The organism is Arsenophonus sp. PmNCSU2021_1, from assembly GCF_036919435.1.
GTDB classification, from domain to species: Bacteria; Pseudomonadota; Gammaproteobacteria; order Enterobacterales; family Enterobacteriaceae; genus Arsenophonus; species Arsenophonus nilaparvatae.
Genome location: NZ_JAZHPL010000004.1, coordinates 559202 through 571225, shown reverse-complemented (window position 1 = coordinate 571225; position 12024 = coordinate 559202). Strand labels below are relative to the sequence as shown.

Genomic DNA, 12024 nt, shown 5'->3' with positions numbered 1-12024 from the left:
GTTTTACTCGGTTATTGCTCCTGATCGCCGCTTATCTTTCAATCGATAGCTTTCACCGCTCAATTGCAGTACATGCGAATGATGAAGTAAACGATCAAGCATAGCGGCGGTTAATGTTGCGTCATCAGCAAAAGCACCAGGCCATTGTCCAAATGATAAGTTACTCGTCAATATGAAACTGCCATGCTCATAACGCTTGGCAATCACATTGAAAAATAGGTTTGCTTCTTCTCGCCCAAATGGCAGGTATCCAATCTCATCTATGATCAACAACTTCGGGGCCATTACCGAACGTGATAGATATTGTTTGAGCTTATTTTGTCGTTTAGCAGTTGAGAGTTGCAACATCAGTTCAGCCGCTGTTGTAAAGCGAGTTTTCTTCCTGGCCTGTACTGCTTTTAATCCTAATCCAATAGCTAAATGCGTTTTGCCTACACCGCTTGGGCCAAGCAACACGACATTTTCATTACGTTCAATAAACGTTAATGCACTTAATTCTTGTATTTGTTGCTTAGGAACACCCGTTGCAAACTTAAAATCGAACGAACTAAGTTCTTTGTGCGTTGGGAATCCTACCATCCGACTAAAGAGATGGCGAGTTCGTTCATCTCGTTGTTGTTGCTCACATTTTAATAGGGACAATAAAAACTCTCCGTAGCTTTTGTCTTGGGCAATGCACTGTTGGGCAAGTGATGACCAATGAGTCGGAACAGAATTTAATTTCAATGACTCACACAGGTGTTCAATTTGTTCATGCAATAACATGTTCACCTCCCAGCAATGCTTCATATACGCTGATTGAGTGTTGCAAATTGACAGATTCAAGCGGCGGTACGATACGGATATTAAGCGCATTAGTCTGCGGGATAGATTGGCAAATCCTTGTTGGCAAAGGAAGAAGATACTTAATTTCCTTAGCTAATCTATCTGCTGGCTTCTCTAACGTTGTTCCATGAATCCGCTGATGAGCGACTCGTTGTAACCATGGCCCCACTTTTGCATTGGCTATCTCCATGTCCAGTTCAAGATTATGAGCACGAAGGTCGGTATTTAATGGTACGATAAAGCTGTTTTTTAAATAGTGGTTAAAGCGCTCTACTTTCCCTTTAGTTTTTGCCCTGTAGGGCTTGCAAGCACACAATTTAAACCCGTAATCTTTCGACATTTGAAGCATTTCGACATGTAATTTATGTTCACCTTCTGCATAAGCATCCCGTTCGATGATGAGGGATTTTGCGTTATCACACAATATTTCCTGTGGTACACCACCAAAGTAGTCGAAAGCTTCTCGTAAACCTTGTTGCCACGATTCTGCTCGTTCATTATCAAAGAACTTTACATAACTCGCACGCGAATAGCCTAGCGTTGCACCAAACGCTTTTAGTGATTTTTTACCTCGCCGGATGCTGGTGAAGTCGATTTGCATTTGTTGACCTGGCTGTGTTTCAAAACGGACGACAGCTTCGGGAACAATGCTTGGTTTAAATTGACAAACAAATCGGCGTAATTGAGCAATACCGCCTTGATAGCCGCTTTCAACTACTTCATCAAATAAGACTGTTGCAGAGATCCAATCAGGTTTAGCCAGTTCAATTCGATGAAGCAAATAAGGTTTAAAGGGTGCTAATTTAGTCGGTTGTTGACTTCTTTTAGCATAAGTTGGCATTGTCTGTTGTTGTAAATGATGTTTTACGGTGTTACGGGATATGCCCAATTCACGGGCAATTTTTCGAAGGCTTTGTCCTTGTGCAACGCGAACATGAATATCCACAAATATCTCCTTGGTTAACATAAATTACCCGTACAAAAATGTACGAATAATACCAAGTGGATCAGTTTTAGATGATCGTTAGTGGATCAGTTTTGCATGATCGCTGACAGTTCGTCGCGGCCAACTTGAAAGTGCCATTCCAGACGCCCGAATAAGTTCGGTTTACAGGGTCATAGTTTGAGGGTACTTTTACCAGCAAACCACCTTTGGGGCGCAAACTGACTTTAGGGATGCGATTATTAAATTGTCTTGCATCAAAGGTGATAAACAATAAAGCGGTATTAGGATATCTTAATTTTGCGTCAATCACCTCAGTAACGGCGGCAACAACCACTTTATCGGCAATTCGCGCCGTATTTTTGTTAGGGGTGAGACGACGAACACGCAATTGCCAGCCGGTTTTGGCAGCAGGCAAATCGATACGGTGTGTGCGCTGATATTCACTGGTTGTTTTTCCATCAAAGGCAGCATGCAACACTTCCTTGTAGCCACGCCCATCCGCTGACAGGTCAATGGCATAATCGATGCGGTAACCGGAGGTATCACCATTATCATGTTGTTCAAGAAGTTGTGGTACCGAAAAACGTAACCGAATAGCTGATAGCTGGATATTATTTATCGACCTGATATACGGCTGTTCATCTTTTAACTCCCTGCTTATGCTAATTTCATTGTCAACTGACGGAATACCTTTGATGTATGCCTGTTGCTCACTGCCCGGACGAAACTCCCACGTCACGCCCTCAAAGTTTTTACTGCCGTCAGCATTACCGATAGGCGTACCATCCACGAGTTTCGCAATCTCCAAAAAAGAAGTATAAATTTAAAAACAAGAAAAAATCAGGGTGTTCATATTTTGTCGGGTTATCCATGTATTAAAGATATCTATAAAACATTCTTACAAGTAAGCAGTTTAAGATACTCTGGTTTAGCGTTATCAGAAGTAAGCCCATCGCCTTTATCTCATGACACTGTTAGCCGATGGCTAAAAAGTAGATGTTTTAGACCTAAAGACCTATGGCGATTAGTTGAACCTTCTATAGACAAAAAAAGCCCTTGCGTACTAATTGCCGATGATACATTGATTGCCAAAACACGTAGTAAAAAAATAGAGATGGTCCATTATCAATATTCAGGTAATGAACATGAGGTTATTACTGGCATAGGTTTAGTTAATTTGCTTTGGCATGATCTGACGAAGGTTGAATCAATTCCTATCAATTATCGTATTTATGATAAAGATTCTGATGGAAAAACAAAAAACACGCACTTTTCCGAAATGCTCACTCTTGCTAAAAAAAGAGGGATCATGCCAGAAGCCGTAGTGATGGATGCTTGGTATTCTAGCCTGGATAACCTGAAATCAATTCGCTCTCATGGTTGGATCTGGGTAACCACGCTGAGGAAAAATAGGATTGTTAACCATAACAAACAACTGAACAAGTTAGACATCTCAGAAGAAGGAACGTCAATACACTTGCGAGGATATGGTTGGGTAACCGTTTTCAAATTTACAGCCAAAAACGGCCGTATTGATTACATAGTAACAAACAAAGAGAATCCCACCCGTCAATACCTCAAATCTATCATGGATGCCCGTTGGTCTGTTGAAGTTTATCATCGAGAAGTTAAACAAAACTGTGGTATTGAACGCTGTCAGGCTCGCACGAGCCGAGCGCAAAGAAATCATATTTTTCTGGCTATTTCTGTGTGGTTTGAACAACATAAAGGTCGTATATCTGAAAAAATAACCCTTTATCAACAAAATTGGGACGTAATCAAAAGTGCTATTACTGAGCAAATCCGTGTTTTATTAGCGTACCCAAATTAGTTTTGTGCGAAACTCGTGCCATCTAGAAAAATACGGGTAGCATCTAACCCCCCGGCAATTTCTCCTTCAGAAATGGCAAAGAGTAATTTTGCGGTTGATTCCGATAGCAAACTATCAGGAGACTCTACGGGTTTATGTCCACCGCCATCACCGCCTTTCGCCCCCAAAATAAGGTTTGTCATATTTCACCCATAAAAAAAGTCGCCTCAACGAATCAATGTCCATAATTAATGTTATCGTTGGTCTTCGGTGTAAATCCCCGCGGATATGATTGCCCCACCTATCTCTTTTCTATCCAAGGTATACAATAACGGTGTCGCTACCAATGTAAAAATGATCCACTTGCTAATGTAAAACTGATCCACTAAGAATAAATATGGCAGTTTTAAGGTACTGCCGATGATAACATTGGAGATCAGAGTGGAAATTTCTGTTTTACATCGCCAGGGTATGTCTATACGTGCGATTGCGCGACGGCTTTCATGCTCAAGAGTAACCGGGAGGCGATATCTTCGTAGCACTGAAGCGGCGGCGAATATGCGTTATAAATCGAGAGCGCCTAGACCCGGTAAGTTGGATCCCTTCAAGGTATATATTCTCGAACGCGTAGAGGCGGCCAGACCTGATTGGATACCGGCCTGCGTATTGCTACGGGAGATCCGTGAACGAGGCTACACAGGCAGCTATAGCTTGCTGACCGCTTTTCTTCATCCTATGAAACAAACCGTTATTGAAGATGTTGTCCGCTTTGAGACTGAACCCGGTGAACAGATGCAGGTTGACTTCACGATTATCAGACAGGGGAAGAATCCTTTGATGGCATTCGTTGCCACGTTAGGCTGGAGTCGCTCCACTTTTGTTAGGTTTTACACCTGTCAAAATTCAGCAGCCTGGGGCGACGGGATTGAGTCAGCCCTACAGTATTTTGGCGGTACGCCTCGTCAGCTGCTATTTGATAATGCGAAGACCATTATCATTGAGCGTGATGTTTATGGTCCTGGTAAACACCGCTGGAACCCACAGCTTATCAAGCTTGCCGAAAAATATGCTTTCAGTCCGAAAGTCTGCCGTCCATACAGGGCGAAGACTAAAGGTAAGGTTGAACCTTTTAATCACTATCTTAAGAACAGTTTCATTGTTCCACTAACCGCGTTATTTCGTCAGGCAGGGCTTACTTTGGATGCTACCGCCGCCAACTCACGTATTGGAGACTGGCTGAGTACAATAGCTAATGTACGTAAACACGGCACTACGGGTGTATCGCCGGAAGAGCGCATGCTACAAGAACGCTTGGCACTGTTGCCGCTGCCGAAAGTCATGCAAGCATTTCCTTTACCGATACATCAGACTCGCCCCATTCCTATCGAGAGCCTACAACATCCTTTGTCCGTCTATCAGTCGATTCTGGAGATGCCGATATGAGTCTTCAGTATGAACGCATCGAAAAATTCTACCAGCAGCTTAAACTGGACAGACTAAGCACAGAGTGGCCAGCTGTAGCGCAAGGAACTGTCGACAAGAACGGTACACTCGCTGACTTTCTAGAGTCTGTTTTTCGACTCCAGTATGAAGGACTTACTGAACGTCGGCGTCAAACGATACTCCGTTTATTTGGGCTGCCAGTGATAAAGACGTTGGAGCAGTTTGATTACAAATATGCCAGCGGTGTTCCCCGTAACCAAATACAGGAACTGGCTGGACTGGCTTTTATTGAGCGCCAGGAGAATATCGTGTTGCTAGGTCCGTCTGGTGTCGGTAAGACCCACCTTGCTACTGCCATCAGCTATAGGGCTGCGATGCAGGGATTAAGCATCCGTTTTCTAACTGCGGCGGACATGATGTTGCAGCTGCTTACCTCTGATCGACAAGGTGACCTTAAAGGATATCTTACCCGAGTTATCAGTAAACCTAGACTATTGATTATCGCACGAGTTTCGCACAAAACTAATTTGGGTACGCTAATAAAACACGGATTTGCTCAGTAATAGCACTTTTGATTACGTCCCAATTTTGTTGATAAAGGGTTATTTTTTCAGATATACGACGTTTATGTTGTTCAAACCACGCAGAAATAGCGAGAAAAATATGATTTCTTTGCGCTCGGCTCGTGCGAGCCTGACAGCGTTCAATACCACAGTTTTGTTTAACTTCTCGATGATAAACTTCAACAGACCAACGGGCATCCATGATAGATTGGACGTATTGACGGGTGGGATTCTCTTTGTTTGTTACTATGTAATCAATACGGCCGTTTTTGGCTGTAAATTTGAAAACGGTTACCCAACCATATCCTCGCAAGTGTATTGACGTTCCTTCTTCTCAGATGTCTAACTTGTTCAGTTGTTTGTTATGGTTAACAATCCTATTTTTCCTCAGCGTGGTTACCCAGATCCAACCATGAGAGCGAATTGATTTCAGGTTATCCAGGCTAGAATACCAAGCATCCATCACTACGGCTTCTGGCATGATCCCTCTTTTTTTAGCAAGAGTGAGCATTTCGGAAAAGTGCGTGTTTTTTGTTTTTCCATCAGAATCTTTATCATAAATACGATAATTGATAGGAATTGATTCAACCTTCGTCAGATCATGCCAAAGCAAATTAACTAAACCTATGCCAGCAATAACATCATGTTCATTACCTGAATATTGATAATGGACCATCTCTATTTTTTTACTACGTGTTTTGGCAATCAATGTATCATCGGCAATTAGTACGCAAGGGCTTTTTTTGTCTATAGAAGGTTCAACTAATCGCCATAGGTCTTTAGGTCTAAAACATCTACTTTTTAGCCATCGGCTAACAGTGTCATGAGATAAAGGCGATGGGCTTACTTCTGATAACGCTAAACCAGAGTATCTTAAACTGCTTACTTGTAAGAATGTTTTATAGATATCTTTAATACATGGATAACCCGACAAAATATGAACACCCTGATTTTTTCTTGTTTTTAAATTTATACTTCTTTTTTGGAGATTGCGAAACTCGTGTATCGATGAAGTTGGCTATTTACCTTTTGGCAAGGAAGAAGCAAACCTGTTCTTCCAGGTGGTGGCAAAGCGATATGAAGCGGGTAGTGTGCTCTTAACTAGTAATCTGTCTTTTGCTCAGTGGTCAAGTACATTTGGTGACGATGAGACGCTAACAGCGGCTATGCTGGATAGATTGCTGCACCATGCACATATTGTACAGATTAGTGGACAAAGTTATCGGTTAAAAGACAAGCTAAAAAGCGGTCAGCTACATAAAAAATTGAAACCGGAACTTAGCGAGTAAATTAAAGGGGGTGGATCAGTTTTACTTTAGCAAAGTGGATCAGAATTCAGTTGGCATTGACACGTAGTCGTAGACATGAGCGTAGAAGAGCCAAGCAAACAGCTTATGAATATAACAAAGCACTTAATATGGCACTGAAAGCAGCCTTAAATCCAAGTAAACCCTCTCAGCAACAAACACCACCCAACACTAAACGCCCTGCTCTTTCACTAAAAAGAAAAGTGATGAGTCGTATTGAAATAGCAATATCAATTCGCCCTACTAAAGTTTATGACTCATTTGATAATTGCTGTTTGCCCATAGCAGCTTTGTACACTTCTAGACGGTTTAACAAAAAGCCAAAATCACATTTTGGATTCACCGCTAATTGTTAAGATTAGCAATATAAATATCATGAAATTTATTGTCTAAAATAAGATTAGACGTCATATACTTAATTAGTTTCGAGGTCTCATATGAGAAAAAATTATATAGTTAAAGATGAAATGTTCATAAATGCTCTACTAGTCATGCTTAAATATAACAAAATTGAATGTAATCTATCCTATCTATCATCGATACTTGGCGTTAATTATATTGCGCTTAAAAATATAATAATGTTAGAAAAAGACTTTCCTAAACCTGTTCGTGACGATGGAGTTCATATATTATCTAAAAAATGGCTTCTTTATGATGTATTGAATTGGGCCTTCAAAAATAAGGAACTGAAATGACAGTTAGCTCAAGTAATATAAAATCAAATATAACTAAGGCTAGCTGGATATATTATAGAGCAGCTTGAGAAATCAAAAGATGAACAATAATAAAATCCAGATTTGTATTTAATTAAAGTTTAATTCCATCTAGATGAAAGCTTTATTATAATCAAAGAAGAATAATACTCATTAATTTTATACTGATTTTTATCTTGCTGATAGGGTAATGCGCCCAAATCAATCAGAATCCCTTTTTGAACCAATGTTTCTATCAACGGGTTATTCCTATTGAACTTATTTACTGGTACTTCAAATCTAAAAACAAACAAATAAAGTCTTTCTCATCATCCGTTAATTGGTCTATATATTTTTCGGCTTTACGCTTATATATCCAATTTAACAGTGAGTAATAAAAAGGCTTTATAAAATTGTAGGTAGCACCAAAAATGGAAGCTATAACATAGCTAACACAAAATAATAGAGTGTAGTACATCCAATAACTTGGAATAATTTCAGGATTGTAAAAATTTATCCATTCTTTTATCTGTGCTGGTGTAATGATTATTAAGATAATCAATATAATAAGCATATAAATCAACCGATTTAGGGTTATTCCTTGCAGGAAGAAACGAACAAATTCCTGCCACCAAGTGTTGTTCATAGGCTTAATTTTCTCACTCTGTAAGGGTGAAATTATTTTAGCTTATTTCTCTCTGTAGGGGTACAAGAGAAACCACCTCGCCTAACGTGGTTAAAAGTAGGCAATCAAATCAATTTAAGGATGTGTGAATGCGGCTCTGCGCTCGTGGGACAGTCAACACTATAAATTATCTTTCAAATAGCTAAATATAGTTTGATTGCGTTTACCCGTCCGTGATGACTGTAATCGGACACCAAGTGGCACTTGGGCACACATCCTATTTTTTCAGCAAATGTTAACAAGGAGTACACATGATGAGATTGGACAATCCACGCATTGTAACAGCGAAACATCCCAATATGGGTAATTTGGTAGGAGTGACTAATGCCAGTCGTAATTTGAGCGATGCGAAATACTTAAGCAGCATTGATATATGGAATGACGACGACATGGAAACAAGAACTTTCAAAACGATAATACACTGCTTAACAAAAGAAAATAATCGTCTCAAAAAAGAGAATTTAAGACTGATGAAGGTACATCGTGAGATTGCCGGGCTGTGCAGGACTTGAACCTGCAACCGAAGAATTAAACCCTCTGCTATACCATTAAGCTAACAGCCCTATGGTAATTATAGTGCAATAATTAGAAGAATTTGAGTATTGCTGTTGCAGCACTAATAGTCACAACGATTACACCACCAAGTTTTAAAAGCAGTCCATTAGCAATATGTTCAACATCCTTACGGACTAGTGCTATCTCAGAAGATAAATCTTTACGGACATTGGTTATTTCAGCAGATAAGTCTTTGCGAACATCAGCAATTTGAGACTCAATTTTCTCGAAGCGAGCATCAACTTTGTCAAATCTGCCGTCTATTTCTTTACGAACATCGCCTAAATCTCTCTTGGTTGCCACATCAACCGCTTGATGTGATTCACGGACAGCCAGAGATATAGCTTTAGCCTGATCTTTAGGTAAACCAGCACCTTCAAGCGTTTCAACAAATTTTAATGTATCAAATGCAACCTGACCCATAACAGATACCTCCTTTTTGGGAAGTATAACACAACCATTTTCATTGTGAACTCAGAGTAACAATGAGAAATCATCGCTGACTGAAAGGACGCGCATCCCAGCAGACAGCTAACCCTAAACCCCTAACCAAGTAGGAATTAAAGCTAATGAAAAAGTCTAGCTTTCCTGTGCTCATTTGTGAAGCCCAATCGTTAATACAACATGCTAATTTGTATACAATGGAAGGTATCGCATGAGAATTATTGATCCTACCCAATATCCAGAATTACGTAATCTTTTTCCAGAGTTAACCCCTGTTGAATTTGAAACATCATTACTCTTTGCTTTTGGTATTCCGCAAAAACAGATTTCAGTGTTACGTTCAGTCAACTACCGATTGGTTCAGCGCGATATCGCAGCAGCTAAATTAAAGTTTGAAACAAATTCATTGAATCAATTATTGACCGTATTTCATATTCGTTTGATGTTATTTGCACTATATGGAGGTAAAAGAAAATAATTGAATGCATAGAATACTGAGAATGCCTAGATCGCATTAAGCGATCTATTTTGGATTATTGGTTGAGATAATAATACTTTCACAGATAAAACAAGCCATGCCCTTTTAGCTTCATCATTAATCATAAAATATATTCCGACACCAGGGAAACCTAAGCCAACCAGTAGAGCTGGTATTTTAGTTTCCAAAATACCCATTGACGAAAGAAGAAATCATGCGCTATAGTTTCTATCAGGTGCTGAACACACCCAAGTAGCGGATACCGCGCCCGAAAGTAATGCGTTTTTTTACGTCCATAGATTGTTATGGTCGGGTAGCGAGCAAAATATACAATACCTTTTCGAAGGGAAAATTGCTGACCGTCTACTTGCGGTGTTCAAGTGCCCGACCGCCCATCTGAACAATGGGTAATATTGAACAATCAAGTAGGACGTAATATAAATGAATACTAAACTCTCATTTCATGATGTTCACTTCAATGTTGTTAACCATAATTGCCGTGTATATTTAACATCTGTAGAAATTGCAAAGGCGCTAGAATATAAAAATTTTGACGCTGTGACGCAAATTTACGAAAGGAATTCCGATGAGTTTTCTAGTGATATGACTGAGACCCTCAATTTGAAGGTCTCAGGAAATTACGAAAAGACTGTTCGTATATTCTCCCTACGTGGAGCTCATCTTGTTGCTATGTTTGCCCGTACTCCAGTAGCCAAAGAATTCAGAAAATGGGTACTCGATATATTAGACAAGGAAGTTGGTAACCCTCAATACCAACCCGAAGCACCTGAACTTTTAAACGATAACGACACACGCAATCTGGCTCATCTTGTCTGGAGCATGGCGAATGGATTTAGATTTGAGAGCATGGACGCAAGGTATCTGGTATGCGCTACGTCATGCGACAGGAGTTGCATCCCCTCAACATTTTGAAGTTAATCAAATATCGATAATCGCAGAAGAATGCCGACGAATTTACGGCATGACCAGTACGCTCAAATCCGCTATTTTTGATGCTGAAAAACAAGTTATTCGTCGTTTACTCCGCCATAAGGAAAATGTCGATACGGTACTTCGTGAAATGCAACAACTGTTAGAAGCCAGTACTCACGAACACGATAGCGTCATGAGCCAATCACTTGAAAAATGGCAACAAGCGAACGTCAATCGCTTCCTCCAACGTAACTAAATAATCTTAACGCCCCTTTTCAGGGGCAATCATTCATCAATTACACGAGTTTCGCAATCTCCAAAAAAGAAGTATAAATTTAAAAACAAGAAAAAATCAGGGTGTTCATATTTTGTCGGGTTATCCATGTATTAAAGATATCTATAAAACATTCTTACAAGTAAGCAGTTTAAGATACTCTGGTTTAGCGTTATCAGAAGTAAGCCCATCGCCTTTATCTCATGACACTGTTAGCCGATGGCTAAAAAGTAGATGTTTTAGACCTAAAGACCTATGGCGATTAGTTGAACCTTCTATAGACAAAAAAAGCCCTTGCGTACTAATTGCCGATGATACATTGATTGCCAAAACACGTAGTAAAAAAATAGTGATGGTCCATTATCAATATTCAGGTAATGAACATGAGGTTATTGCTGGCATAGGTTTAGTTAATTTGCTTTGGCATGATCTGACGAAGGTTGAATCAATTCCTATCAATTATCGTATTTATGATAAAGATTCTGATGGAAAAACAAAAAACACGCACTTTTCCGAAATGCTCACTCTTGCTAAAAAAAGAGGGATCATGCCAGAAGCCGTAGTGATGGATGCTTGGTATTCTAGCCTGGATAACCTGAAATCAATTCGCTCTCATGGTTGGATCTGGGTAACCACGCTGAGGAAAAATAGGATTGTTAACCATAACAAACAACTGAACAAGTTAGACATCTCAGAAGAAGGAACGTCAATACACTTGCGAGGATATGGTTGGGTAACCGTTTTCAAATTTACAGCCAAAAACGGCCGTATTGATTACATAGTAACAAACAAAGAGAATCCCACCCGTCAATACCTCAAATCTATCATGGATGCACGTTGGTCTGTTGAAGTTTATCATCGAGAAGTTAAACAAAACTGTGGTATTGAACGCTGTCAGGCTCGCACGAGCCGAGCGCAAAGAAATCATATTTTTCTCGCTATTTCTGCGTGGTTTGAACAACATAAACGTCGTATATCTGAAAAAATAACCCTTTATCAACAAAATTGGGACGTAATCAAAAGTGCTATTACTGAGCAAATCCGTGTTTTATTAGCTTACCCAAATTAG

Annotated in this window: 15 protein-coding genes and 5 pseudogenes; 11 read left to right on the top strand and 9 right to left on the bottom strand. The window is 39.9% G+C overall.

Annotation, left to right across the window (positions count from 1 at the left end; translation table 11 throughout):
* Nucleotides 1–3: 3 nt before the first annotated feature.
* The 3 genes and pseudogenes from istB to gpJ all read right to left on the bottom strand — a co-directional run.
* Nucleotides 4–765 (bottom strand): IS21-like element helper ATPase IstB, encoded by a 762-nt coding sequence (gene istB, locus V3224_RS07655; RefSeq protein WP_334469673.1) that lies wholly within the window; start codon nucleotides 763–765, stop codon nucleotides 4–6.
* Nucleotides 752–1792 (bottom strand): IS21 family transposase, encoded by a 1041-nt coding sequence (gene istA / locus V3224_RS07650; protein WP_334469671.1) that lies wholly within the window; start codon nucleotides 1790–1792, stop codon nucleotides 752–754. Before istA (V3224_RS07650) ends, istB begins: the two co-directional genes overlap by 14 nt.
* Nucleotides 1793–1880: 88 nt before the next feature.
* Nucleotides 1881–2561: pseudogene (gene gpJ / locus V3224_RS07645) on the bottom strand (TipJ family phage tail tip protein); the annotation flags it as partial.
* Nucleotides 2562–2627: 66 nt separating this feature from the next.
* Between gpJ and V3224_RS07640 the strand changes: the two are divergent.
* Nucleotides 2628–3602, top strand: coding sequence for an IS701 family transposase (locus V3224_RS07640; protein WP_334469669.1), 975 nt, complete (start codon nucleotides 2628–2630; stop codon nucleotides 3600–3602).
* Here the strand turns inward: V3224_RS07640 and V3224_RS07635 are convergent.
* Both V3224_RS07635 and V3224_RS07630 read right to left on the bottom strand, forming a co-directional pair.
* Nucleotides 3599–3784 carry a hypothetical protein gene (locus tag V3224_RS07635; RefSeq protein WP_334469667.1) on the bottom strand — a complete coding sequence of 62 codons (186 nt, stop codon included), beginning with the start codon at nucleotides 3782–3784 and terminating at the stop codon, nucleotides 3599–3601. The genes V3224_RS07640 and V3224_RS07635 overlap by 4 nt on opposite strands.
* Before the next feature lie 51 nt (nucleotides 3785–3835).
* Nucleotides 3836–3916: pseudogene (locus V3224_RS07630) on the bottom strand (tail assembly protein); the annotation flags it as partial.
* 85 nt (nucleotides 3917–4001) lie between these two features.
* Here V3224_RS07630 and istA (V3224_RS07625) point away from each other — a divergent pair.
* Nucleotides 4002–5024 carry an IS21 family transposase gene (istA, locus tag V3224_RS07625; RefSeq protein WP_334469665.1) on the top strand — a complete coding sequence of 341 codons (1023 nt, stop codon included), beginning with the start codon at nucleotides 4002–4004 and terminating at the stop codon, nucleotides 5022–5024.
* The gene (locus V3224_RS07620) at nucleotides 5021–5587 is read left to right on the top strand and encodes an ATP-binding protein (RefSeq protein WP_334469664.1); all 567 of its coding nucleotides are present in this window, start codon (nucleotides 5021–5023) and stop codon (nucleotides 5585–5587) included. The genes istA (V3224_RS07625) and V3224_RS07620 overlap by 4 nt, the downstream gene beginning before the upstream one ends.
* Here V3224_RS07620 and V3224_RS07615 read toward each other — a convergent pair.
* Nucleotides 5547–6521: pseudogene (locus V3224_RS07615) on the bottom strand (IS701 family transposase). The gene V3224_RS07620 and the pseudogene V3224_RS07615 sit on opposite strands and share 41 nt — an antisense overlap.
* A 70-nt stretch (nucleotides 6522–6591) precedes the next feature.
* Between V3224_RS07615 and V3224_RS07610 the strand changes: the two are divergent.
* The 3 genes and pseudogenes from V3224_RS07610 to V3224_RS07600 all read left to right on the top strand — a co-directional run.
* Nucleotides 6592–6876: pseudogene (locus V3224_RS07610) on the top strand (ATP-binding protein); the annotation flags it as partial.
* A 50-nt stretch (nucleotides 6877–6926) separates the two neighbouring features.
* Entirely contained in the window at nucleotides 6927–7250 is a 324-nt protein-coding gene (locus V3224_RS07605) for a hypothetical protein (protein ID WP_334469663.1), read from the top strand.
* A gap of 81 nt (nucleotides 7251–7331) precedes the next feature.
* Nucleotides 7332–7589: a hypothetical protein gene (locus V3224_RS07600; protein WP_334469661.1), complete on the top strand. Its 258-nt coding sequence runs from the start codon at nucleotides 7332–7334 to the stop codon at nucleotides 7587–7589.
* 119 nt (nucleotides 7590–7708) lie between these two features.
* On the opposite strand, the gene V3224_RS07595 is transcribed toward V3224_RS07600, so the two are convergent.
* Both V3224_RS07595 and V3224_RS07590 read right to left on the bottom strand, forming a co-directional pair.
* A complete protein-coding gene (locus V3224_RS07595; RefSeq protein WP_334469659.1) occupies nucleotides 7709–7846 on the bottom strand; it encodes a hypothetical protein in 138 nt (45 codons plus the stop codon).
* A gap of 23 nt (nucleotides 7847–7869) precedes the next feature.
* On the bottom strand, nucleotides 7870–8232 hold the full coding sequence (locus V3224_RS07590; RefSeq protein WP_334469657.1) for a super-infection exclusion protein B: 363 nt from the start codon (nucleotides 8230–8232) through the stop codon (nucleotides 7870–7872).
* Between the two features lie 290 nt (nucleotides 8233–8522).
* On the opposite strand from V3224_RS07590, the gene V3224_RS07585 reads away from it, so the two are divergent.
* Nucleotides 8523–8783, top strand: a complete 261-nt coding sequence (locus tag V3224_RS07585; RefSeq protein ID WP_334469655.1) for a hypothetical protein — start codon at nucleotides 8523–8525, stop codon at nucleotides 8781–8783.
* Between the two features lie 73 nt (nucleotides 8784–8856).
* Here V3224_RS07585 and V3224_RS07580 read toward each other — a convergent pair whose 3' ends face one another.
* Nucleotides 8857–9249 (bottom strand): hypothetical protein, encoded by a 393-nt coding sequence (locus tag V3224_RS07580; protein WP_334469654.1) that lies wholly within the window; start codon nucleotides 9247–9249, stop codon nucleotides 8857–8859.
* A gap of 232 nt (nucleotides 9250–9481) precedes the next feature.
* Between V3224_RS07580 and V3224_RS07575 the strand changes: the two genes are divergently transcribed.
* From V3224_RS07575 to V3224_RS07560, 4 genes and pseudogenes are all read left to right on the top strand, one after another.
* Nucleotides 9482–9748, top strand: a complete 267-nt coding sequence (locus V3224_RS07575) for a transcriptional regulator (RefSeq protein WP_334469653.1) — start codon at nucleotides 9482–9484, stop codon at nucleotides 9746–9748.
* Between the two features lie 441 nt (nucleotides 9749–10189).
* Nucleotides 10190–10513 (top strand): annotated as a pseudogene (locus tag V3224_RS07570) (BRO-N domain-containing protein); the annotation flags it as partial.
* 82 nt (nucleotides 10514–10595) lie between these two features.
* Nucleotides 10596–10937 carry a hypothetical protein gene (locus V3224_RS07565; RefSeq protein WP_334470382.1) on the top strand — a complete coding sequence of 114 codons (342 nt, stop codon included), beginning with the start codon at nucleotides 10596–10598 and terminating at the stop codon, nucleotides 10935–10937.
* 112 nt (nucleotides 10938–11049) lie between these two features.
* Entirely contained in the window at nucleotides 11050–12024 is a 975-nt protein-coding gene (locus V3224_RS07560) for an IS701 family transposase (RefSeq protein WP_334469652.1), read from the top strand.

Excerpts from the sequence above, each read along its gene's own strand:
- istA (WP_334469665.1), top strand. The coding sequence starts at position 4,002 with ATGATAACATTGGAGATCAGAGTGGAAATTTCTGTTTTACATCGCCAG.
- V3224_RS07590 (WP_334469657.1), bottom strand. The coding sequence starts at position 8,232 with ATGAACAACACTTGGTGGCAGGAATTTGTTCGTTTCTTCCTGCAAGGA.
- V3224_RS07565 (WP_334470382.1), top strand. The coding sequence starts at position 10,596 with ATGGATTTAGATTTGAGAGCATGGACGCAAGGTATCTGGTATGCGCTA.
- V3224_RS07600 (WP_334469661.1), top strand. The coding sequence starts at position 7,332 with ATGAGAAAAAATTATATAGTTAAAGATGAAATGTTCATAAATGCTCTA.
- istA (WP_334469671.1), bottom strand. The coding sequence starts at position 1,792 with ATGTTAACCAAGGAGATATTTGTGGATATTCATGTTCGCGTTGCACAA.
- V3224_RS07575 (WP_334469653.1), top strand. The coding sequence starts at position 9,482 with ATGAGAATTATTGATCCTACCCAATATCCAGAATTACGTAATCTTTTT.
- V3224_RS07620 (WP_334469664.1), top strand. The coding sequence starts at position 5,021 with ATGAGTCTTCAGTATGAACGCATCGAAAAATTCTACCAGCAGCTTAAA.
- V3224_RS07585 (WP_334469655.1), top strand. The coding sequence starts at position 8,523 with ATGATGAGATTGGACAATCCACGCATTGTAACAGCGAAACATCCCAAT.
- V3224_RS07580 (WP_334469654.1), bottom strand. The coding sequence starts at position 9,249 with ATGGGTCAGGTTGCATTTGATACATTAAAATTTGTTGAAACGCTTGAA.
- istB (WP_334469673.1), bottom strand. The coding sequence starts at position 765 with ATGTTATTGCATGAACAAATTGAACACCTGTGTGAGTCATTGAAATTA.
- V3224_RS07635 (WP_334469667.1), bottom strand. The coding sequence starts at position 3,784 with ATGACAAACCTTATTTTGGGGGCGAAAGGCGGTGATGGCGGTGGACAT.